21 protein-coding genes are annotated in these 19,497 nt (G+C 73.4%); 11 read left to right on the top strand and 10 right to left on the bottom strand.

The window, feature by feature from the left end; translation table 11 throughout:
- Nucleotides 1-296 precede the first annotated feature (296 nt).
- The gene (locus KME80_RS45400; RefSeq protein WP_308126202.1) at nucleotides 297-2,648 is read left to right on the top strand and encodes an ATP-binding protein; all 2,352 of its coding nucleotides are present in this window, start codon (nucleotides 297-299) and stop codon (nucleotides 2,646-2,648) included.
- A gap of 1 nt (nucleotide 2,649) precedes the next feature.
- On the opposite strand, the gene KME80_RS45395 is transcribed toward KME80_RS45400, so the two are convergent.
- The gene (locus KME80_RS45395) at nucleotides 2,650-3,306 is read right to left on the bottom strand and encodes a hemerythrin domain-containing protein (RefSeq protein ID WP_219517991.1); all 657 of its coding nucleotides are present in this window, start codon (nucleotides 3,304-3,306) and stop codon (nucleotides 2,650-2,652) included.
- A gap of 262 nt (nucleotides 3,307-3,568) precedes the next feature.
- Here KME80_RS45395 and KME80_RS45390 point away from each other — a divergent pair, with 262 nt between their 5' ends.
- Complete coding sequence (locus KME80_RS45390; protein WP_219517990.1) at nucleotides 3,569-4,039, top strand: hypothetical protein; 471 nt, start codon at nucleotides 3,569-3,571, stop codon at nucleotides 4,037-4,039.
- Here the strand turns inward: KME80_RS45390 and KME80_RS45385 are convergent.
- The 3 genes from KME80_RS45385 to KME80_RS45375 form a co-directional block, all read right to left on the bottom strand.
- Nucleotides 4,005-6,545 (bottom strand): protein kinase domain-containing protein, encoded by a 2,541-nt coding sequence (locus tag KME80_RS45385; protein ID WP_219517989.1) that lies wholly within the window; start codon nucleotides 6,543-6,545, stop codon nucleotides 4,005-4,007. The two genes, KME80_RS45390 and KME80_RS45385, sit on opposite strands and share 35 nt — an antisense overlap.
- 108 nt (nucleotides 6,546-6,653) lie before the next feature.
- On the bottom strand, nucleotides 6,654-7,208 hold the full coding sequence (locus KME80_RS45380; RefSeq protein WP_219517988.1) for a GNAT family N-acetyltransferase: 555 nt from the start codon (nucleotides 7,206-7,208) through the stop codon (nucleotides 6,654-6,656).
- Nucleotides 7,209-7,220: 12 nt separating this feature from the next.
- On the bottom strand, nucleotides 7,221-7,709 hold the full coding sequence (locus KME80_RS45375; RefSeq protein WP_219517987.1) for a shikimate kinase: 489 nt from the start codon (nucleotides 7,707-7,709) through the stop codon (nucleotides 7,221-7,223).
- Between the two features lie 59 nt (nucleotides 7,710-7,768).
- On the opposite strand from KME80_RS45375, the gene KME80_RS45370 reads away from it, so the two are divergent.
- Together KME80_RS45370 and KME80_RS45365 are read left to right on the top strand one after the other, a co-directional pair.
- Nucleotides 7,769-8,050 (top strand): hypothetical protein, encoded by a 282-nt coding sequence (locus tag KME80_RS45370; RefSeq protein ID WP_219517986.1) that lies wholly within the window; start codon nucleotides 7,769-7,771, stop codon nucleotides 8,048-8,050.
- Nucleotides 8,051-8,063: 13 nt separating this feature from the next.
- Complete coding sequence (locus KME80_RS45365; RefSeq protein WP_219517985.1) at nucleotides 8,064-8,447, top strand: ChaB family protein; 384 nt, start codon at nucleotides 8,064-8,066, stop codon at nucleotides 8,445-8,447.
- 57 nt (nucleotides 8,448-8,504) lie between these two features.
- On the opposite strand, the gene KME80_RS45360 is transcribed toward KME80_RS45365, so the two are convergent.
- From KME80_RS45360 to KME80_RS45350, 3 genes are read right to left on the bottom strand one after another with little or no spacing between them, the layout of a single operon-like run.
- The gene (locus tag KME80_RS45360) at nucleotides 8,505-10,331 is read right to left on the bottom strand and encodes a transketolase (RefSeq protein WP_219517984.1); all 1,827 of its coding nucleotides are present in this window, start codon (nucleotides 10,329-10,331) and stop codon (nucleotides 8,505-8,507) included.
- 45 nt (nucleotides 10,332-10,376) lie between these two features.
- Nucleotides 10,377-11,384, bottom strand: a complete 1,008-nt coding sequence (locus tag KME80_RS45355) for an SDR family oxidoreductase (protein WP_219517982.1) — start codon at nucleotides 11,382-11,384, stop codon at nucleotides 10,377-10,379.
- A gap of 8 nt (nucleotides 11,385-11,392) precedes the next feature.
- Nucleotides 11,393-11,650, bottom strand: coding sequence for a hypothetical protein (locus KME80_RS45350; protein WP_219517981.1), 258 nt, complete (start codon nucleotides 11,648-11,650; stop codon nucleotides 11,393-11,395).
- A gap of 37 nt (nucleotides 11,651-11,687) precedes the next feature.
- On the opposite strand from KME80_RS45350, the gene KME80_RS45345 reads away from it, so the two are divergent.
- Genes KME80_RS45345 through KME80_RS45335 form a run of 3 tightly spaced genes read left to right on the top strand, consistent with a single transcriptional unit; the run spans nucleotide 11,688 to nucleotide 13,715 of the window.
- Nucleotides 11,688-12,707 (top strand): DNA topoisomerase IB, encoded by a 1,020-nt coding sequence (locus KME80_RS45345; protein WP_308126201.1) that lies wholly within the window; start codon nucleotides 11,688-11,690, stop codon nucleotides 12,705-12,707.
- Nucleotides 12,708-12,751: 44 nt separating this feature from the next.
- A complete protein-coding gene (locus KME80_RS45340; RefSeq protein WP_219517977.1) occupies nucleotides 12,752-13,000 on the top strand; it encodes a BON domain-containing protein in 249 nt (82 codons plus the stop codon).
- Nucleotides 12,993-13,715: a metallophosphoesterase family protein gene (locus KME80_RS45335; protein ID WP_219517975.1), complete on the top strand. Its 723-nt coding sequence runs from the start codon at nucleotides 12,993-12,995 to the stop codon at nucleotides 13,713-13,715. The genes KME80_RS45340 and KME80_RS45335 overlap by 8 nt, the downstream gene beginning before the upstream one ends.
- An 11-nt stretch (nucleotides 13,716-13,726) precedes the next feature.
- Here KME80_RS45335 and KME80_RS51285 read toward each other — a convergent pair whose 3' ends face one another.
- On the bottom strand, nucleotides 13,727-15,451 hold the full coding sequence (locus tag KME80_RS51285; RefSeq protein WP_219517973.1) for a SpoIIE family protein phosphatase: 1,725 nt from the start codon (nucleotides 15,449-15,451) through the stop codon (nucleotides 13,727-13,729).
- Nucleotides 15,452-15,634: 183 nt separating this feature from the next.
- Complete coding sequence (locus KME80_RS45325; RefSeq protein WP_020543887.1) at nucleotides 15,635-15,784, bottom strand: GPGG-motif small membrane protein; 150 nt, start codon at nucleotides 15,782-15,784, stop codon at nucleotides 15,635-15,637.
- Nucleotides 15,785-15,854: 70 nt separating this feature from the next.
- Between KME80_RS45325 and KME80_RS45320 the strand changes: the two genes are divergently transcribed.
- Complete coding sequence (locus KME80_RS45320) at nucleotides 15,855-16,811, top strand: TIGR03557 family F420-dependent LLM class oxidoreductase (protein WP_219517971.1); 957 nt, start codon at nucleotides 15,855-15,857, stop codon at nucleotides 16,809-16,811.
- Here the strand turns inward: KME80_RS45320 and KME80_RS45315 are convergent.
- Nucleotides 16,808-17,293, bottom strand: a complete 486-nt coding sequence (locus tag KME80_RS45315; RefSeq protein ID WP_219517969.1) for a DUF1360 domain-containing protein — start codon at nucleotides 17,291-17,293, stop codon at nucleotides 16,808-16,810. The genes KME80_RS45320 and KME80_RS45315 overlap by 4 nt on opposite strands.
- Nucleotides 17,294-17,361: 68 nt before the next feature.
- Between KME80_RS45315 and KME80_RS45310 the strand changes: the two genes are divergently transcribed.
- From KME80_RS45310 to KME80_RS45300, 3 genes are all read left to right on the top strand, one after another.
- On the top strand, nucleotides 17,362-17,958 hold the full coding sequence (locus tag KME80_RS45310) for a nucleotidyltransferase (protein ID WP_219517967.1): 597 nt from the start codon (nucleotides 17,362-17,364) through the stop codon (nucleotides 17,956-17,958).
- A 49-nt stretch (nucleotides 17,959-18,007) separates the two neighbouring features.
- Nucleotides 18,008-18,823, top strand: a complete 816-nt coding sequence (locus tag KME80_RS45305) for an SAM-dependent methyltransferase (RefSeq protein WP_219517965.1) — start codon at nucleotides 18,008-18,010, stop codon at nucleotides 18,821-18,823.
- Between the two features lie 191 nt (nucleotides 18,824-19,014).
- Nucleotides 19,015-19,497, top strand: a 483-nt coding sequence (locus tag KME80_RS45300) for an EamA family transporter (protein ID WP_219517964.1), incomplete at its 3' end; no start/stop codon positions are given.

Below are 19,497 nucleotides of genomic sequence, written 5' to 3'. Positions count from 1 at the left end.
CCCGCCCCTCCGCCCCCTCGGCCCCCGCCGGCCCGTACATAGGCCGCCACGCCGAACTGACCACCGTCCTCACCCTCACCACCCACCCGAGCTACCCGCCCACCCCAGGGACCCCGCAGGTCCTCGATGCTGCGGGACCTTCGGGATTCTCGGCGACCCCGGCGGTTTCGCCCGCGCCGGCCGCGCCGGCCGCGTCGGCCGTTTCGGGCGGCGCTTCGGCTGCCCCGGGGGCTTCGCCCGCTCCGGGGGTTCCGGCTGCTGGCGGGTTTCCCGGGGGCGGGGAGGCTCGGGGTGGGGTGGTGTTGGTGAGCGGGGAGCCGGGGGTGGGGAAGACGGCGTTCATGGAGCAGGTGCGCGCGAGGCTGGCGGGCGCCGGGTGGGTGGCGGCGTGGGGGCGGTGCCCGGAGCACGAGGGGGCGCCCGCCGGGTGGGCGTGGGCGGAGCTGCTGCGCGAGCTGGCCGCCCGCTTCCCGCCCGCCGACGCCGCGCCGCTGGCGCCGCTGCTGCTCGACGCGCCGGTGCGGGGCGACGTGGCCACGGCGAGGTTCCGGTTGCGCCGGGCGGTGAGCGCGTTCGTGTCGGGCGTGGGGGAGCCGCTGCTGCTCGTCCTGGACGACCTGCACCGGGCCGACGCCGAGACCTTGGCGATCCTCGTACACGTGGTGGAGGAGACCGCCGGGCTGCCGGTGCTGGTGGTCGGCTCGTACCGGCACACCGAGCCCAGCGAGCCGTTGGCGGACGCGCTGGCGGCGCTGGCCGCGCACGGGCCCGCCAGGATCGAGCTCGGCGGCCTGGCCGCCGGTGAGGTGGCCGAGCTGATCCGCGCCACCACGGGCCGCCCGGCCCCGCCCGGCACGGTGGCGGAGATCGCGGAGCGGACCGGCGGTAACCCGTTCTTCGTCCGCGAGACCGCGCGCCTGCTCGACGCCGAGGGCCCGGCGGCGATCCCGGCGGGGGTGCGGGAGGTGCTGCGCCGCCGCGTCGCCCGGCTGCCCGCGCAGGCGGCGACGATCCTGCGGCACGGCGCGGTCATCGGCCGGGAGAGCGACGTGGACGTGCTGGCCGCCGTCAGCGGCGCGGACGAGGAGAGCGTGCTCGACGCCGTCGAGGCCGGGCTGGTCACGGGCCTGCTCACCGAGCCCCGGGCGGGCCGCCTGCGGTTCGCGCACGCGCTCATCCGCGACACGCTGTACGACGACCTGTCCCGGATCAGGCGGGCCAGGATGCACCAGCGGGTGGCGCGGGCCATCGAGGAGCACGACCCGGGCGACGTGGCCGCGCTCGCCCACCACTACACGGCGGGCGGCGCGGACCCGGCCAAGGCCGTGCGCTACTCCCGGCTGGCCGCCGAGCAGGCCGGACGCCGCTTCGCGCACCAGGAGGCGGCCGCGCTGTGGCAGCAGGCGCTGGACGCCTTCACCGGCGACCCCCGCGAACGCCTGGAGCTCACGCTCGGCCTCGTCTCGTCGCTGGCCAACTCCGGCAGGCTCGTCGCCGCCCGCGCGCACCGCGAGCGGGCCGTCCGCGACGCGCTCCCGCTTGGCGACCCGGCCCTGCTCGCCCGGGTGATTGTCTCGTTCGACGTGCCGACGTTCTGGAGCAACCGCGAGTACGGCGGCCTCGACACCGCGCTCATCGACGCCGTGGAGGCGGCGCTGGCCACGCTGCCGCCGGGCGACAGCCGCACCCGCTGCCGGTTGCTCACCACGCTGGGCTTCGAGCTCGAAGGCGAGCCGACCGAACGCGGCTACCTCGCCTCCCGCGAGGCCGTCGCGATGGCTCGCCGCCTGGGCGACCGCCCGCTGCTGGTGCTCGCTCTCAACGGACGCTTCCACCAGTCGTTCCGCTACGACGGCCTGGCCGAGCGCAAGGCGATCGGGACCGAACTGCTCGCCCTGTCCGGCTCGGACGTGACCGTCGAGGCGCTGGCCCGGCTCATGCTCATGCAGGCGGCCACGGGCGAGGCCGACTTCGCCGCCGCCGACGCGCACGCCTCGGCCGCCCGCGACCTCGCCACCCGGTACGACCTGCCGCTGACCCTGGTCGTCACCGGCTTCTACGACGGGCTCCGCGCGGTGCTGGCCGGTGACGACGTGGAGGCCGAGGCCCGTTACCGCGCCGCCGCCGAGCTGGCCGGGCGGCTCGGCATGTGGCAGCACGAGACCGGGCTGCTCGCGCTCGGCCTGTACGGGATGCGGCTGCTGCGCGGCGACCTGACGCCGCTGCTGCCACGGCTGGAGCCGCTCGCCGCCTACGAGCCGTGGCGGGACCAGACGGCCGAGCTGTACGCGCTGGCGCTCTGCCATGCCGGGCGGGCCGCCGAGGCGCGGGCGCTGGTGCCCGTCCCGGCCAGGCCGCTGCGGCGCGACTACTTCTGGCACCTGCTCACCGCCGTGCGCGGCCTGCTCGGGGTGGCGCTGGACGACCGGGCGCGGGCGGCCTGCGCGTACGAGGAGCTGCTGCCGTACGCCGGGCAGCCGGTCGGCGGCACCGGCTACCTGGCCGTCTGGCCCACCGCCCAGGTGCTCGGCGACCTCGCCGCCTACCTGGGACGCCCTGCCGAGCCCCATTACCGGCAGGCCCTGGAGGTGGCGGAACGGGCCGGCGTCGCCGCCTGGCGCGAGGCGGCCCGCGCGGCGCTCGCCTGACTCAGCCGAACGTCCGCATCTCGCGGTGCGCGTACCGGAGCCTGAGGGCGGGGACGAGCAGGCGCAGCGGCGGACTCGCCGCCGTGAGCAGCCGCGCGCCCTCCTCCGGCGTGGCGTACCGCAGCAGCCACGGCGCCGTGAACATCAGCTGACGCGGCGTGGCCCGCTTGCCGACCTGCTTCTCCACCCACGCGTACGCCTCGTACGGGACGAACCGGAAGATGATCGGGAACAGCTCCGACTCCTCCTCCGCGATGTGGTCGTCGAGCAGCTCCAGCAGCTCGGTCAGGGCGTGTCCGAGCGCCGCGAGGTCCCGGTCCAGCGCCGCCCGGCACCGGTCCAGGACCGGGCCGAGCGCCTGGTGGTCGTCGGTGTACGGGGACAGGTCCACGGCATGGCCCGCGGTGCGCTCGATGACCGGCCACAGCAGGTCGTCCTCGTTCGCGTGATGGTGGTCGACCTCGGTCAGGAGCGCCCCCGTGTAGGCGCGTACCGGGCCGTCCCGCCCTCCCCGCGCGCAGGCCGCGGCGAGGCGGCGCAGGTCGGCGAGCATGGCGCGGTGGATGACGTACATCGAGGTGAGGTCGGGCTCGCGCTCGTCCGGCCGGCGGGGGGCGACCGCCGGGATCTTCACGGTGCTCAGCTTCACGGTGCTCATGCCGGAAGCATGCGCGCCGCCTCTTGCCGCCCTCTGGTCGCCGGCTTGCCGCCCAATCGGTTATCTCCCGTCGATCCGTTATCAATATTCACAAGCCACACTGCCGTCACATGAGTCATCAAACGGTGCTGCCCGCCGAGGAGCGCACCGGAGCGGAGCCGGTGGACCGGGGCAGCGTGCTGGACCTGTTCGACAAGCTCGGCACCGTCGTCGTGCCCGTGGCTGGGGGCTGCTCAGCGGCCTGGAGGTCACCGGCACGCCGGTGCTGGTCACCGTCGTGGCCGTCGCACTCCTCGGCTTCCTCGTCCCGTACCGGCTGCTGCGCGCCCGGCCCGCCGGACGGGCCGGGATGCGGGTGCTGACCAGCGCGTTCGTCGGCATCGGGCTGGGGTTCGTGCTCGTCGGCTGGATGACCGACGGCGCCGAGGACATCCACGCCAACGGCAACGGCAACCTCGTGCTCCAGCTCGCCGGCTTCCCCAACCAGTGGGCCGCCGTACGCGACGGCGACGGCAAGCCGGTCTCCCGCGAACGGTGGCTCGTGCTCGGCCAGGACGCCGGGTCGTACGTGTTCTACGACTGCGGCCGGATGACCACGGTGCGGCGGCCCGTCGAGGGCACCATCCTCACGGACGTGGAGCTCGACCCGGACTTCACCGCAGGCGGCACCAGGCCGGCCCGCCGCTGCGGGCACGCGCTCAGCACACCTGCCGGTAGCCGGTCTCCGGGATGAGCCTGCGCCACTCGGCCTCGCTCAGCCCGCCGGCCTTGGCGCACACCTCCCGCACCGCGTCGGCCCGTGCCTCGCCGGTCTCCTGGACGTCGAGCGAGATCACGGTGCCGGGGCCGCTCAGGTAGTGCAGGGCGCGGCCGTCGGCCGAGAACGTGTAGGAGTGGCCGGGGGACTGCAGGGCGACGGACTTCAGCAGCCGCCCGTCGCCGACCCGCCACAGCCGCACGGCGTCGCCGCTCGCCACGGCCAGCAACCGGCCGTCGGGGCTGAACACGGGCGGCCCGGAGGGCTCCCCGGACGCGGCTTCGGCGGGGGCGGTGTCCTCGGATGCGGCTTCGGCGGGAGCGGGGGCCTCGGAGGTGGGGGCGTCGGAGGTGGGGGTCAGCGTCCGGGTGGTGGACGCGCCGATCAGGAACGTCTTCGCGCCCGCGACCGCCAGCAGGCGGCCGTCCGGGCTGAACGCCAGCGGCGCCGCGCCCTCCTCGGGGGCGACGCGGATCGCCCGTGTCAGCGCGCGCCTCGGCACGTCCCACAGCTCCACCCGGCCGTCCGGCCTGGAGACGGCCGCCCGGCGGCCGTCGGGCGAGAGCGCCACCCGGCCGCCCGCCACCTCCAGCAGCCGCTCGCCGCCCGAGAAGAGCTCCGTCCGGCCGCCCACGCTGACCAGGAACGCGGCATCCGTCTGCGCCCCCGTCGCCACCGCCACCGGGGTGCCGCCCGCCGTCTCGGCGTAGCGGCCGTCGTCGCTCACGCCCGTCGTGGCCGGGGGCAGCGGGTGGGTCGCCAGCCGGCGGCCGGTCGGGACGTCCCACGCGGTGACCGCGTCACCCTCCCACCGCACCAGGCTGTCGCCGCTCAGCCGATAACGCGCGCCCCGGGTGGGCACCGGGTCGGTGAACACGCCCAGCTCCTCCTGCGACAGCGACGCCTGCAACGCCGCCCGCGCCTCGCGCACCGGGGCCAGCCGCCACGCCGCGACGCTGAGCCGCATCGCCGTCTGCGGGTCCTCGGTGCGCAGCGCCTCCGCCCTGGCGGCCACCAGGCGCGCGTTGTCCCGGCTGACCTGCTCGGGCTGCTCCTTGACGGTCACCACGGCCACGCCCAGCAGCGCCACGGCCGCCGCCAGCGCCGCCACCCCGCTCCGCCGCCGCCACCGGGCCCCGGGGCCGTGGAAGCGCCTGGGCGGACGGAACCGCCGCACCCGGCCCTCCGCCTCGGGCGCGGGCCCCGAACGCCGAGCGCCCGCAGAGGGGGCCGCCGGCGGCTGCTCACGACGGTCACCCCCAGAGAGCCGCCCACGTAGGCCGCCCGCGGGGGAGGCCGGGTGAGGGAGCTCGCCCGCAGGGGAATCCGTGAGAGGGGGCTCGTCCGCAGGGGCGGTCGCCGGAAGGTGGACGGTCGCGGGGGTGTCCTCGGGAGCGGGGTGGTCGGGGGCAGGGTGGTCGGTGTCGGGGTGGCCGGTGTCGGGGTGGAGGGCGGTCCAGGTGCGGAGACGGGGCCAGGCGCGGTAGAGGGCGGCGCTGGCGGGGACGATGCCGTGGCCGCCGATCGCCACCAGGGTGCCCGCAGGCGTCTCCACCGGGGGGACGCGCAGGCTGGGCCGCACCAGCAGCCCAGCCTCCTCCAGGCGGGCCAGGGTGCCGTGCTCGTCGTGGGCCGGGCCGCCTTCGAGCAGCGTCAGCAGCAGCCCCGGCAGCTCGGCGCGCTGCGGGCCGGTCAGCGTGGCGTACACCTGCTCGGCCACCTCGCCGAGCGGCGGCGGGCCGGTGAGTCCGGGGGCCAGGACGACGGCGGGGCCGCCGGGCGGCGGGCCGGGCAGGTCGGCGGCGGAGGGGCGGGCGGCGGGGTCCTTGGCGAGGGCGCGGCCGACGAGGGGCCGCAGCGTGCCGGGCAGCACGGTCAGGTCGGGGTCGGCGGACAGCAGCCGGTGCATGACCTCGCCCAGGCTGGCGCCGCTGAAGGGGTCGCGCCCGGTGGCCGCGTAGAGGACGAGGGCGCCCCAGGCGAACACGTCGCCCGCAGGCCCGGCGGGCTCGCCGGTGAAGACCTCGGGCGCCATGTAGGTGCGGGTGCCGGCGACGGCGCCGGGCCCGCCGATGCCGACGACCTTGGGGCCGTCGGCGCTCAGCAGCACTTTCTCGGGCCGTAAGTCCTGGTGGGCGACGCCCGCCTCGTGCAGGGCGGCCAGCGCGGCGGCGACCGCGGAGGCGAGCGTGACGAGCTCGCCGCCGGAGTAGGGGCCGTGGCGTTCGACGGCCTCGCGCAGGGAGGGCCCGTCGGCGAAGGCGGTGACCAGGTAGGCGGGCGCGGCGTCGGGCCGGACCTCGACCACCTCGGCCAGGCACGGGTGGGCGACCGGCCGGATCGGGGGGAGCGCGCCGCGCGGCACCAGGACCGCGAACCTGCGCCCCTCGTCGTCGTAGGCGTCGTAGACGACGCCGCGCCGGGACGCGCTGAGCCTGCCTGCCGGCCAGTAGCCGCCAAGCCTGTCGGGGTCACCGGGCACCGAGCGCATCATCGAAGGCTTAGATGCGCGACCGCGGCGTTTGGTTGCGCCTGGTGCCAGGACACCACAGGCTCCCCGCGCGCCTCGGGGAGCCCGTGGTCATGATCATTATTGCAGGCTCCGGGATCCTGCCAGCCATTCCGGCCGCAGTACGGACATGATGACCGAGTCGTGCCAGGCGCCGTCCCAGTGGAGCGCGTCGCGGAGCACGCCTTCCTCCACGAACCCGGCCTTCTTGTACACGTGCCTGGCCCGCTCGTTGAAGGTGTGCACCCACAGGCTGACGCGGTGCAGCGGCGTCCTGGTGAACGCGTGGCCGAGCACCAGCTCGATCGCCTCGGTGCCGTAGCCCTTGCCGAACACCCGCGAGCCGAGCAGCGCGATCCGCAGGTTGCACGACAGGTTGGCCGGGTCGAGCTCGTTGAGCACCACCTCGCCCACGTAGCTGTCGCCGGCCATGATGGCCAGGTCGAGGCGGTCGTCGTGGTCGGCCCGGGTGGCGCACCAGCGGCGGGCGGCCTCCAGGTCGATCTCCCCGTGCGAGCCGGTGAGCCGCCGCACCTCGGCGTCGGACACCAGCTCGAACAGGCCCTCGGCGTGTTCGGGGCCGACCGGCCGCAGCGTCACGCGGGAGCCCACCAGCACAGGTTTGTCAGAGAACATCGCCCATGGCTATCAGCCCTGTTCGGCGGGGGGCAAGCCGATATCGCGGCGGACCGCCGCCAGCACCTCCTCCGGCCGCAACGCCCCCACGTCGTACTTCAGGTCCGTCACCTCGGTGAAGAAGTGCTCGCGCCTGGCCCGCATCGCCGCGGGGGAGAAGTCGGGCCGGTGGTCGCCGGAGCGCATCCGCTGCGTCAGCACCTCGTCGTCGGCGTCGAGCCAGATGACCAGGGCGTCGCGCAGCGCGGCCCGCACCTCGGGGCTCTCCAGCGTGCTCGCCGCCGCGGCGATCACCTTGGGCCCGTCGGCGAGCTCGTGCAGCACGTGCTCGGCCTCGCGCCGGTGCAGCACGTCGGCGCCGTCACGCGCGGCGATCTGGGCCGCGCTGAGCCCGTAACGCTCTTGCAGGAACGGATCACTGTCGCTGAAGGGCAGCCCGAGGGACTCCGCGAGGAGCCGGCCAGCGGTCGTCTTACCGCTGCCCATCAGCCCGATCACCACGATTGGTTTGTTTTTCCACATATGGATAGAGGTTCTCTCGTGCCAAGGAGGTAAAGCAAATGACCATCGCCGGAAGCATCATCCTCATCATGCTCGGTGCGATCCTCACCTGGGCCGTCGAATTCGACCTCGCCGGTCTCGACATCAACATCGTCGGCGTCATCATCATGCTGGGTGGGCTGGTCGGGCTGGGTTTCGGCATCTACCGGATCAGCGTGACCCGCAGGGCCGTGGGCCCGATCGAACAGCCTGTCCACAGGCACGAGATCTACGAGGAGCCCGAGGCACGCAGGACCACGGTGTACGAGGAGCGTCGGCACCATGACGAGCCGCCGCTGTAGGAGGTGAAGCCACATGCCAGCCAGTCAGGAACTGCCGCAGACCATCCGCCGTTCGCCCAAGAAGGCGCAGGACACGTGGATGAAGGCGCACGACTCGGCCGTCGAGGAGTACGGCGAGGGCCGGCGCGCCCACATGACGGCCTTCGCGGCGCTGAAGCACTCCTTCGAGAAGGTCGGCGACCACTGGGAGCCGAAGGCGAAGAAGGGGCCTTCCGACAAGGGGGCCACGGACCGGTCCGGCCGCACGGCCGAGGGCGTCGACGCCAACGCCAGCAAGGATCACCTGCAGGGGGTGGCGTCGAGGCTGGGGATCAAGGGCCGGTCGAAGATGAAGAAGACCGAGCTGGTGGACGCCATCAAGAAGGCCAACCGGCGCGCCACGGCCAAGTCCCGCTGACCGCAGGAAGAAGACCTCCACCCGGAGCCCGGGTGGAGGTCTTCTCGCGTGTGCGCCTCAGATGAGCCGCTTGACCGCCGCGACGATGGCGTCCCGGTCGATGCGGGCGTCGGCGAGCTGTTCCTGCGGGGTCGCCGAGCCGGGCAGGCCGTGGACGGCGAGTTTGACGACGCGCGGGCCGAGCTCGCTGACCGCGTCCAGGACGGCGTCGCCCAAGCCGCCCTCGGGCCGGTGGTCCTCGACGGTGATCAGGTTGCCGGTCGTGGTGGCCGCCTCGACCAGGGCGGCGGCGTCGACGGGCTTGACCGAGTACATGTCGATCACGCCCACGTGGATGCCCTCGCGGGCCAGCGTTTCGTGCGCGGCCAGGGCCTCGTGCACGGTGATGCCCGCCACCACGATCGTGGCCCGGTCGGCGGGGGAGTGGCGCAGCACGCGGGAGCCGCCCACGGGGAACCGCTCGCCGGGCGGGTAGACGACCGGCGTGTCCCCCCGCGTGGTGCGCAGGTAGGCGACGCCGAACAGGTCCGCCATCTCGGCCGTCAGCGCCGCCGTCTGGTTGGCGTCGCACGGGTAGAGCACGGTGCTGCCGTAGACGGCGCGCATCATGGCCAGGTCCTCCAGCCCCATCTGGGACGGCCCGTCCTCGCCGATCGACACGCCCGCGTGCGAGCCGACCAGCCGGATCGACGACTGGGACACCCCGGCCATCCGGATGAAGTCGTGGGCGCGGGTCAGGAAGGCGGCGAAGGTGGCCGCGTACGGGATCCAGCCGCGGATGCGCAGGCCCTCGGCGGCGGCGACGAGCTGCTGTTCGGCGATGTACATCTCGAAGAACCGCTCGGGGAACTGCTGGGCGAACGCCTCGGCCTTGGTCGAGTCGGCCACCTCGCCGTCGAGCGCGACCACGTCGCCGCGCGCCGCGCCGAGCGCCGCCAGCGCCTCGCCGTACGCCGTCCTGGTGGCGACCCGCGCGCCGAGCTCGTACTCGGGCAGCCGCAGCTCCCCGTCGGGGAACCGGTACGGGTCGCCCCCGTTGTCCGGTTTGCGCACCTCGACGCGCAGGTCACGCCGGCCGCCCAGCTCCTCGACCGCCAGGTCCGGCTCCTTGAGCGCCTTGCCGTGCGCGCCCTCGCGGTTCTCGACCTCCAGGACGCCCTCGCCCTTGCGCGTCTTGGCCAGGATCACGGTGGGCCGCCTGCGCGTGCTGCGGGCGTCGCCGAGCGCGTAGTCGATCTGCCCGGGATCGTGCCCGTCCACCTCGACGGTGTGCCAGCCGAACGCGCCGAACCGCCGCGCGTACGCGCCCAGGTCCCAGCCGTGCCGGGTGGGGCCGCGCTGGCCGAGCCGGTTCACGTCCACGACGAGCGTGAGGTTCGACAGGCCCTCGCTGCCGGCGTGCTCGGCGGCCTCCCACACCGAGCCCTCGGCGAGCTCGCTGTCCCCGCAGAGCACCCACACCTGGTACGGCATGCGTTCCAGCCGCCCGGCCAGGGCCACGCCCACGCCCACGGGCAGCCCCTGGCCGAGGGAGCCGGTGGCCACCTCGACCCAGGGCAGGCGCGGCGTCGGGTGGCCCTCCAGGCGGCTGCCGCGCTTCCTGAACGACAGCAACTCCTCGTCGCTGATCGCCCCGGCGGCCTTGTACAGCGAGTAGAGCAGCGGGGACGCGTGCCCCTTGGAGAAGATCAGATGGTCGTTGGCCGGGTTGGCGGGATCGGCGAAGTCGTAGCGCAGATGGCCGGCGAACAGCACGGCCATCAGGTCGGCCGCGGACATCGACGACGTGGGGTGGCCGGATCCGGCCGCGGCGGCGGCGCGCACGGAGTCGACCCGCAACTGCGCCGCCAGCTCCCCGAGGAACTGAAGATCTAGGTCGGCCATCAGGCCACCTCCTGGTCGGCTTGGACGGCAGGGCTCGCGAGCGGGTCAGCGCAGCACGCGGCGGAGCAGGACGGCCCCGGCCGCCGCGCCCGCCAGCGCCGTCACGGCCCCGCGGTGGCGGGAGAGCCAGAGCTGCGGGCTGCGGCCGTGGCTCTTGCTGTCGAAGCTGCCGTGCGCGCCGTAGTCGGCCGTCTCGTCGGCGGGCTCCCACAGGTTGGCCACGCCGCTGGGCGGCTTCTCGCCGGTCTGCTGGGAGTCCACGCCGGTCCTGCCCAGGTAGCGGTCCACGAGCGCGGGGGCGATGCGCTGGGCCAGCAGCGTGGCCACGGTCATGGAGCCCACCCAGTACTCCTTGCGCTCGGGATGCGCGGCGGCGTGCACGATGCCCCGGGCCGCGACCTCCGGCTGGTAGATCGGGGGAACGGGCTGGGGGTGGCGGCGCAGCTTCGACAGCACCCAGTCGAACTGCGGCGTGTTGACGGCCGGCAGCTGCACCATGGTGATGTGGATGCCGCTCCGCTCGGCCAGCAGTTCGGTGCGGACCGATTCGGTGAAGCCCTTGATGGCGTGCTTGGCTCCGCAGTAGGCCGACTGCAGGGGGATGCCGCGGTAGGAGAGCGCCGAGCCCGCCTGCACGATCGCGCCGCGCCCGCGCGGCCGCATCAGGTCCAGGGCGACCCTGGTGCCCCAGACGTAGCCCAGGTACGTGACGGCGGTGGTGCGCTCGAACTCGGCGGGTTCGATGTCGGTGAACGGGGCGAACACCGAGGAGAAGGCGACGTTGATCCACACGTCGATGGGGCCCAGGTCGGCCTCGGCCTGCTCGGCCGCCTGCCGTACCTGGTCGTAGTCGGCGACGTCGGCCTCGTACACCTGCCCGACGCCGCCGGCGGCGCCGACGTCCACGGCGGCGGCGCCCAGCCCGGTCGTGCCCCGGGCGATCAGCGCCACCTTGGCGCCCTGGCGGCCGAGCTCGCGCACGACCGCGCGGCCGACGCCGCCGCTGGCGCCGGTGACGACGACGACCTTGTCCTGGAGGGGATGTGCTGACATGGGGGAGTTCAGCCCGCCTCTCCTGTGTCGCGGTTCTTCTGACGGCGTACGGCCATGACGATGTCGATCACGACCACCACGGCGAACACGACGGCGATCCCGGTGATGACGGGTGCGCGGGCGATGACGCCGAGCACGGCGAAGGCGAACAGGAACACCAGGAGGAACGAGCCCACCCGGATGTGCACCACGTCGCGCGGCGTGGCGGGGACCATGGCGTGGCCGCGGCCGTCCCTGGTCTCTTGCCAATTCCGGTCTTCAGTCATGGGGGCCACCTGCCCGTGCCGTTTGCCGCCTAACGTCGTGGGTAGCCGGGCCGGCGTGCCGGACCTGCATCCCAGTGACCAGAACGAGCCGGGCATCGTGCGGCGCCGCCGCGGGCGCGGCTTCAGCTATCACGGGCCGGACGGAGAGCCGGTGCGCGACCCGGCGACGCTGGAGCGCATCAAGGCGCTCGTCATCCCCCCGGCCTGGACCGACGTGTGGATCTGCGCCTCCGAGCACGGCCATCTGCAGGCGGCCGGAACCGACGCCGCGGGCCGCCGGCAGTACCTCTACCACGAGGAGTGGCGGCGGCAGCAGGACGAGGCCAAGTTCGACCGGGTGCTGGAGCTGGCCGAGCGACTGCCGGCCTTCAGGAAGACCGTGGACGACCAGCTCGCCGGGCGCGGCCTGACCCGGCAGCGGGTGCTGGCCGCCGCCGCGCGGCTGCTGGACGTGGGCTTCTTCCGCGTGGGCGGCGAGAGCTACGACACCTACGGCCTGGCCACGCTCAGGATGGAGCACGTCACCTGCTCAGGCAACACCGTGACCTGCTGCTACCCGGCCAAGGGCGACATCCCGCGCGAGGTGGAGGTGGCCGACGCGGGCGCCTGCCGGGTCATCAGGTCGCTCAAGGCGCTGCGCGCCGACGGCGAGCTGCTGCGCTACCGGCGCGACGACGGCGGCTGGGCCGACGTGCGCAGCGAGGACATCAACGCCTACCTGCGCGACACCATCGGCGACTTCACCGCCAAGGACTTCCGCACCTGGCACGCCACGGTCCTGGCCGCCGTCGGCCTCGCGGTGTCCAAGGAGGCGGACTCGGCCACGGCCAGGAAGCGCGCGATCACCCGGGTCATGCGCGAGGTCTCGGAGTACCTGGGCAACACCCCGACGGTCGCCCGCTCCTCGTACGTGGATCCGCGCGTGATCGAGGCGTACGAGCGCGGCCGGACGATCGCGGGCGCGCTGACCGAGCTCGGGGCGGACGTCGACCACGGCATGCTCGCCACGCACGGGACCGTGGAGCGCGCGGTCATCGACCTTCTCGTTGCTGTTTGAGCTGTTCGTCCAGGGGCATGCGGCGTCAGAGTAAGGAGGAAGCCATGGAAGCTCCGCAGTACGTCGCGGCCCGCGTCCAGGAGGCGATGGCACAGGACGGTCGTACGCACGAGCTCGGCATCCACGTCGACGTGCGCGGCGACCAGCTGTTCCTGCGCGGCCAGGTGAGCGGCGCCGAACAGCGCGACAGGCTCGCCGAGGTGGCCAGGGAGGCCGCCCCCGACCTGCACGTGCACAACGAGATCAACGTCGTCGAGGTGACCGAGCCCGGGGAGGTAGAGCATCTTGACTGAATTGCGCATAGCAGCCGTAGGAGACATCCACCTGGGCGAGGACGTCCGGGGCCAGTACCGCAAGCGCCTGGAAGGCATCGAGGAACGCGCCGACGTGCTCATGGTCGCCGGTGACCTGACCCGGCACGGCACGCTGGAGGAAGGCAGGCTGGTGGCCGACGAGCTGCGCGACCTGCCGGTGCCCGTCGTCGCCGTGCTCGGCAACCACGACTACCACTCCGATCTCCAGCACGAGATCACGAGCGAGCTGCGTGACGCCGGGATCATCGTGCTCGACGACGACGGCGCGGTCCTCGACTGCGGCCCGGTCCGGCTCGGCGTGGTCGGCGGCAAGGGCTTCGGCGGCGGGTTCGCCGGCAAGTGCGCCAGCGAGTTCGGCGAGCGGGAGATCAAGGACTTCGTGGCGCACACCCGCTACATCGCCGAGGCGTGGCAGCGTGCCCTCAAGGACATCCAGGCCGACCGGCGCGTGGTGCTGTCGCACTACTCGCCCGTCAAGGAGACGCTGGAGGGCGAGCCGCACGAGATCTACCCCTTCCTCGGCAGCTACCTGCTGGCCGAGGCCGTCGACACGGCCGGGGCCGACCTCATCCTGCACGGCCATGCGCACAAGGGCAGCGAGAAGGGCATGACGCCGGGCGGCATCCGCGTCCGCAACGTGGCCCTGCCGGTGCTGGGCCGGGCGTACGCGGTCTACTGCCTCAACGGCTTCTGAGGGGCGGCTCCTCAGAGGACGCGCACGGCCATCAGGCAGATGTCGTCGTCCGAGCCGCCGCCCAGCCGTCCCAGCAGGCAGTCGATCACCTCTTCCGGGTCGTCGCCGACGCAGAAGTGCGCCGCCTGGACCAGCGCCTCCATCCCGGCGTCCAGGTCCCGGCCGCGCCGCTCCACCATGCCGTCGGTGTAGAGCACCAGCAGGTCGCCCGGCTCCAGCGGGGTGACGCACATGCTGTACTCGACCGGGCCGAAGGCCCCCAGCATGGTGCCCGTCGCCGCCTCGACCAGCCGCGCCCGGGCGTTCCTGACGAGGATCGGGCCGGGATGCCCGGCGCTGGTCCACGAGAACGTGCGGTCCGACGGGTCGAAGTGGCCGATGATCGCCGTGCCGGTCGCCGTGACGCCCTCGTTGGAGTGCAGGATCAGGTCGTTCAGCCAGGTGGCGAGCTGCCCTGCGGGCGCCGCCGTGTAGGCGAGCCCGGCCAGGCCGGAGCGCATCTGCAGCATCAGGCTCGCCGCCGTCAGCCCGTGGCCCATCGCGTCGCCGATCGCCAGCAGCGTGCGGCCGTCGGGCAGCACCCGCGACTTGAACCAGTCGCCGCCGAGCCGCGCCAGCTCCTCCGCCGGCAGATACCGTACGCCGACCGCGAGCCCCGGGGTGTGCACGAGGCCGCGGCGCAGCGGCATGATCGTGTCCTGCAGCCGCACGGTGAGGTCGTGCTCCTCCTCGGCCCGCCGCCGCTGCCGGGTGGCCTGCTCGTGCGCCACCGCCAGCGCCCGCTCCCTGCGGCGGGTGCGCGTCACGTCCTGGGCCAGCCACCGGACCTTCACCGGCACGCCGTCGCCGTCGAGGATCGGCTCGCTGAACACGCTCAGGTGCCGCACCCCGTAGCGGTGCTGGACGCGGAAGGACGTCTCGACCGCCTCGCGGTACTCCAGCAGCGAGCGCATCATGTCGTCCACCAGCGGCAGGTCCTCCGGCACCACCATGCTGGAGACGTCCTCCAGCGTCAGCGGGGGATCGTCCCGGTTGCGGCCGAACATCTCGTACAGGCCGGACGTCCACAGGACGTTCTCGGTGGCCAGGTTCCACTCGCCCCACCCCAGCTCGGCCAGCCGCTGGGCGCGTTCCCAGCCGGTGACCAGCAGCTCCTCGGCGTCCAGCGTCCGCCAGGTGACCAGCAGCCCGTCGGCCACCCGGGCCGCGCGCACGCTCAGCGTCGCCGGCCACACCCGGTGCTCCACGACCTCCACGAACTCCAGCGGCACCCGCTGCACGGGCTCGCCGCTCTCGTACGCGCGGATGTAGTCGTCGAGCAGGCCCGAGCTGGCCACCCCGGGGCTGGCCGTGAGCAGGCGCCGCCCGGTGAGCTGGTCCTCGGTGAGTCCGGCGGGCGTCGTGGCGTGCCGGTTCGCGGCGACGATGCGGAAGTCGACCACGCGCCCGGCCTCGTCGCAGACCGGCGTGATGTAGATGGCGGAGGCGTGCACCGCCTCCAGCATGCCGCGCACCCAGCCCGGCACCTCGGCGGCGACGACCTCGGGCTCCGGCGGGCGCTCGACCCCCAGGGCGACGTCGACCAGGGAGAGCCCGCTCTGCTTGGCCATCCTGGCCAGCCGTTCGGCGGCCTCGGCCGGGCGGATGTCCAGGCCGGTCGCCAGCCGGGCGGTGGCCTCGTCGATGACGGCCCCGTTGCGCAGATGAAGGCGCAGCCTGGCGAGCTGCTCACGCACTCTCGCCGAGGCTGCGCCCGTCTCGTAACGGCTGAACGACGGCAAATCACTCACCCCACGCCCATGCCCTTAGGAGTGGCACTGAGTTCGGCGTGGGGCGATATTTAAGCAAAAACTGTTTATTGGTTCCGCTGGGCCGGTCTCGGAGTTCGGCCCAGCGGATGAGACTGACCGCTGACCTGCCTAAACATTGAAGATACTGACCCCGCCAGGCCCGACGAGGAAACCGAGAACGATAAGGACGATCCCCCACAGGAGATCGCGACGGGCCAGGATCACATAGATCCCGGCGATGACGAGGATTACCGCGATGATCCAGAGCAAAGTAGCCATGAGCCAGCAACTGCCCCGCTGATTCGACACTTAACATGTTTTCCGTTCCGGCGACGGGAAGGGTAGCCGCATGACGACATACGGCTACTTCCTGTCCTGCGAGGAGCACGGGCCCCGCGAGCTGGTCCGCCAGGCCAAGGCCGCCGAACGCGCCGGGTTCGAGGCACTGTGGATCTCCGACCACTTCCACCCCTGGCTCGACGAGCAGGGACAGGCCCCGTTCGTCTGGACGGTCATCGGCGCGATCGCGGAGGCCACCTCGCTGCCCATCACCACGGCCGTGACCTGCCCGCTCGTGCGCACCCACCCCGTCATCGTGGCCCAGGCCACCGCCACCACGGCCGCGCTCACCGGCGGCCGGTTCCGGCTCGGCGTGGGCACCGGGGAGGCGCTGAACGAGCACGTCATCGAGTCCCGCTGGCGGCCCGCCGCCGAACGGCTGGAGATGCTGGAGGAGGCCGTCGGCCTCATGCGGGAGCTGTTCACCGGCAAGCTCGTCACCCACCGGGGCCGCCACTACCAGGTGGACACCGCCCGGCTCTACACGCTGCCCGACGAGCCCGCGCCCATCTACATGTCGGGCTTCGGGGACAAGTCCATCGAACTGGCCGGCCGCATCGCCGACGGCTACGTCTCCACCGGCCCCAGCGCCGAAAGCGTGGAGAAGTTCCGCCAGGCGGGCGGCGCCGGCAAGCCCACCCTCGGCGGGCTCAAGGCGTGCTACGCCGCCGACGAGGCGAGCGCGCGCAAGACCGTCCACCGCCTGTGGCCCACCCGGGGCATCAAGGGCGAGGCGTCCCAGATCCTGCCGCTGCCCCGGCACTTCGAGCAGCTCGCCGCCTCCGTCACCGAGGACGAGGCGGTCGCCGGCACCCCGTGCGGCCCCGACCCCGAGGTCCACGCCCGCGCCCTGCGCGAGTACGTGGACGCCGGCTTCGACGAGGTCTACGTCAGCCAGATCGGCCCCGAGCAGGACGCCTTCTTCGACTTCTACCAGCGCCAGGTGCTGCCGCTGGTCAGAGGCTAGGAAGCCGACTTCATCAGCTTCGCGTAGGCCAGCTGCAGCCAGTCCGACGCGGCCACCGCCGTCATCGCCGCCCCCGCCAGCCGCGTCACCCGCGGCGCGAACACCAGGCCGATGGCGTAACCGGTGGCCGCCCACTGCGCGATGCAGAACGGGCAGCTCAGCAGCTCGCCCATCGTGTTGCGCGGCTCCTCCTTGAGCTCCGACGGGCCGCTCACGCCCTCGTACCGGGTGAACGGCGCCCGCAGCGGGCTCGTCACCGGGTCCTTGGCCAGCAGCCGCGCCACCTTGTGCGTGCACGCCGCCATCAGCCCCAGGTCCATGAGCCCGACCCGGTCCGGCGCCCGCCGCCCGGTCAGCGCCGCCGCGGCCGCCGCCGCGCCGACCAGTACCCCGTACGTGCCCATGATCCTCACGTACGTGCCGAGCGGGCGATCATGCTCGCCCTGGTACTCCTGCTCGGTCCTTTCCAGGAATTGCGTCATGGGGCCTCGCGCTACCCCGAACGCCCGTGATCACGCCTATTCGGCGATCGTGAGGGTAGCCCGCACACATGAGCAGCCACGGCCACGAAGTCACCGACGCCATCCTCGACACGCTGAAGCGAGCCAGCTCCGCGTTGAAGGACGCCGGGGTGAGGTTCGCGCTGGCCGGCGGCTGCGCGGCCTACGCCAGGGGGGCCGCGCCGTCGCTGCACGACGTGGACTTCGTGCTCGCCGAGCACGACGTGCCCGCCGCGCTGGAGGCGCTGCGCTCGGCCGGCTTCGAGACGGCCAAACCCCCCGAGGACTGGCTGGTCAAGGCGTACGACGAGGGCCGGCTGGTGGACCTGATCTTCAAGGTGTCGGACCAGGAGGTCACCCCGGCGCTTCTCGCCCGCGCCGAGCCGATGAAGGCGTCGGCCGTCATCGTGCCCGTGCTGGAGGCCACCGACCTGGTCATCTCCTGGCTGCTGCCGCTCTCCGAGCACGCCTGCGACTACGGGGCGCTGCTGCCCCAGGTGCGGGCGCTGCGCGAGCAGGTCGACTGGGACCGGGTGGCGGCGGTCGTGGCGGACTCGCCGTACGCCTCGACGTTCCTCACCCTGCTCGAACGGCTCAACGTGCTCGACGCCCCCGTCACCCCCGCCGGCGACCCCACCTGGCCGTAGACCCGGACAATGGGTACGATCCGCGTCAACCTCTCGAAGGGGGGCGCAGGTGACCATCCAATCCGGCCACGAGTGGATACCGCCCGGCGTCGACGCGGAGCGGCCCAGTGTCGCCCGGGTGCACGACGCCCTGCTCGGCGGCACCGAGAACTTCGCCTCCGACAGGGCCGTGGCCCGCCGCCTCAAGGACGCCGTGCCCGAGGTCGTCGACCTGGTCTGGTGCAACCGCGCCTTCATCGGCCGCGTCGTCGACTACCTCGTCCGCCAGGCCGGGGTCCGCCAGTTCGTCGACCTCGGCGCCGGGCTGCCCACCGTCGAGAACACCCACGAGGTCGCCCAGTTCGCCGACAGCTCCGCCCGCGTCGTCTACGTCGACCTCGACCCGATGGTCGAACCGCACGCCCGCGCCATCCTGGCCCGCAACGACCACGCCACCGCCATCACCGCCGACGTCCGCGACATCCCCGCCGTCCTCGGCCACCCCGAACTGCGCCGCCTCATCGACTTCCACCAGCCCGTCGCCGTCCTCGCCATCGGGCTCCTCCACCTCATCCCCGACCAGGACGACCCGCACGCGCTCATCCGGCGCTACATGGCGACGCTGCCCTCCGGCAGCCACCTGGCCGCCTCCAACTTCATGTCCGGCCCCAACCCCAAGGCCCAGGCGCTGGAGACGATGCTCCAGGTCACCATGGGCACCGGCCACTTCCGCGGCCGCGAGAGCATCACCCGCTTCTTCGCCGGCCTCGACCTCGTCGAACCCGGCGTCGTCCACTTCCCCCAATGGCACCCCGACGACCGGCTCCCCGGCCCGCTCGCCCCCTGGGAGGAGATCCTGCTGGGCGGCGTCGCCCGCAAGCCCTGACCGCGATTAAGGGGATGAGCCCGGGGCCCGTGCGGAGCTAGGGTGGTGGCATGCCGCGACGCCTCATCTGTTCGCCTCCGCCCGCCCGCTAGCGGGCGGCCTTCCCTGAATCTCCGGGTCTGACAGATCCGGTGGTGGTTGCTGCCCGCATCCGGGCCCAATCCACCACTCCTCATCGGAGCACATCTGTCATGACCCAGCTCACCACCCGGCGTGCCACGCTGTACGTCGCCACCGCCGCCGCGGCCTGGGGCACCGGCGGCGCCGCCGGAGCCCTCCTGTTCGCCGGCGGCGGGCTCGACGCCCTGGACGTGTCCTTCTGGCGCTACCTCCTCGGGGCGATCTTCCTGCTGCCGCTCGCCCGCGGCCTCCGCCTCGACGGCCGCGTCGCCGTCGTCGGCGCCGGCATGGCCGTCTACCAGACCGCCTACTTCGGCGCCATCGCGCACTCGGGCGTCGCGATCGCCACGGTCGTCACGATGGGCGCCACGCCGGTCTTCACCGCCCTCGGCGGCCGGCTCCTGCTCGGCGAACGCCTCGGCCGCGCCGGCCTCGCCGCCCTCCTCACCGCCCTGACGGGCCTCGTCCTCCTCACCACGACCCCCCACCCCGAGCCGGCCACCCCCACCGGGACGCTCGCCACGCCGTCCGGGGAGGGGACGCCGGCCGGGGTG

The organism is Nonomuraea ceibae, assembly GCF_019396325.1.
Classification (GTDB): domain Bacteria; phylum Actinomycetota; class Actinomycetes; order Streptosporangiales; family Streptosporangiaceae; genus Nonomuraea; species Nonomuraea ceibae.
This window is presented reverse-complemented; position numbering and strand designations above follow the sequence as displayed.

Coding starts and splice junctions, on each gene's coding strand:
- KME80_RS45395 (WP_219517991.1), bottom strand. CDS start 3,306: ATGAGCACCGTGAAGCTGAGCACCGTGAAGATCCCGGCGGTCGCCCCC.
- KME80_RS45380 (WP_219517988.1), bottom strand. CDS start 7,208: ATGTTCTCTGACAAACCTGTGCTGGTGGGCTCCCGCGTGACGCTGCGG.
- KME80_RS45370 (WP_219517986.1), top strand. CDS start 7,769: ATGACCATCGCCGGAAGCATCATCCTCATCATGCTCGGTGCGATCCTC.
- KME80_RS45365 (WP_219517985.1), top strand. CDS start 8,064: ATGCCAGCCAGTCAGGAACTGCCGCAGACCATCCGCCGTTCGCCCAAG.
- KME80_RS45360 (WP_219517984.1), bottom strand. CDS start 10,331: ATGGCCGACCTAGATCTTCAGTTCCTCGGGGAGCTGGCGGCGCAGTTG.
- KME80_RS45355 (WP_219517982.1), bottom strand. CDS start 11,384: ATGTCAGCACATCCCCTCCAGGACAAGGTCGTCGTCGTCACCGGCGCC.
- KME80_RS45350 (WP_219517981.1), bottom strand. CDS start 11,650: ATGACTGAAGACCGGAATTGGCAAGAGACCAGGGACGGCCGCGGCCAC.
- KME80_RS45340 (WP_219517977.1), top strand. CDS start 12,752: ATGGAAGCTCCGCAGTACGTCGCGGCCCGCGTCCAGGAGGCGATGGCA.
- KME80_RS45325 (WP_020543887.1), bottom strand. CDS start 15,784: ATGGCTACTTTGCTCTGGATCATCGCGGTAATCCTCGTCATCGCCGGG.
- KME80_RS45320 (WP_219517971.1), top strand. CDS start 15,855: ATGACGACATACGGCTACTTCCTGTCCTGCGAGGAGCACGGGCCCCGC.
- KME80_RS45315 (WP_219517969.1), bottom strand. CDS start 17,293: ATGACGCAATTCCTGGAAAGGACCGAGCAGGAGTACCAGGGCGAGCAT.
- KME80_RS45310 (WP_219517967.1), top strand. CDS start 17,362: ATGAGCAGCCACGGCCACGAAGTCACCGACGCCATCCTCGACACGCTG.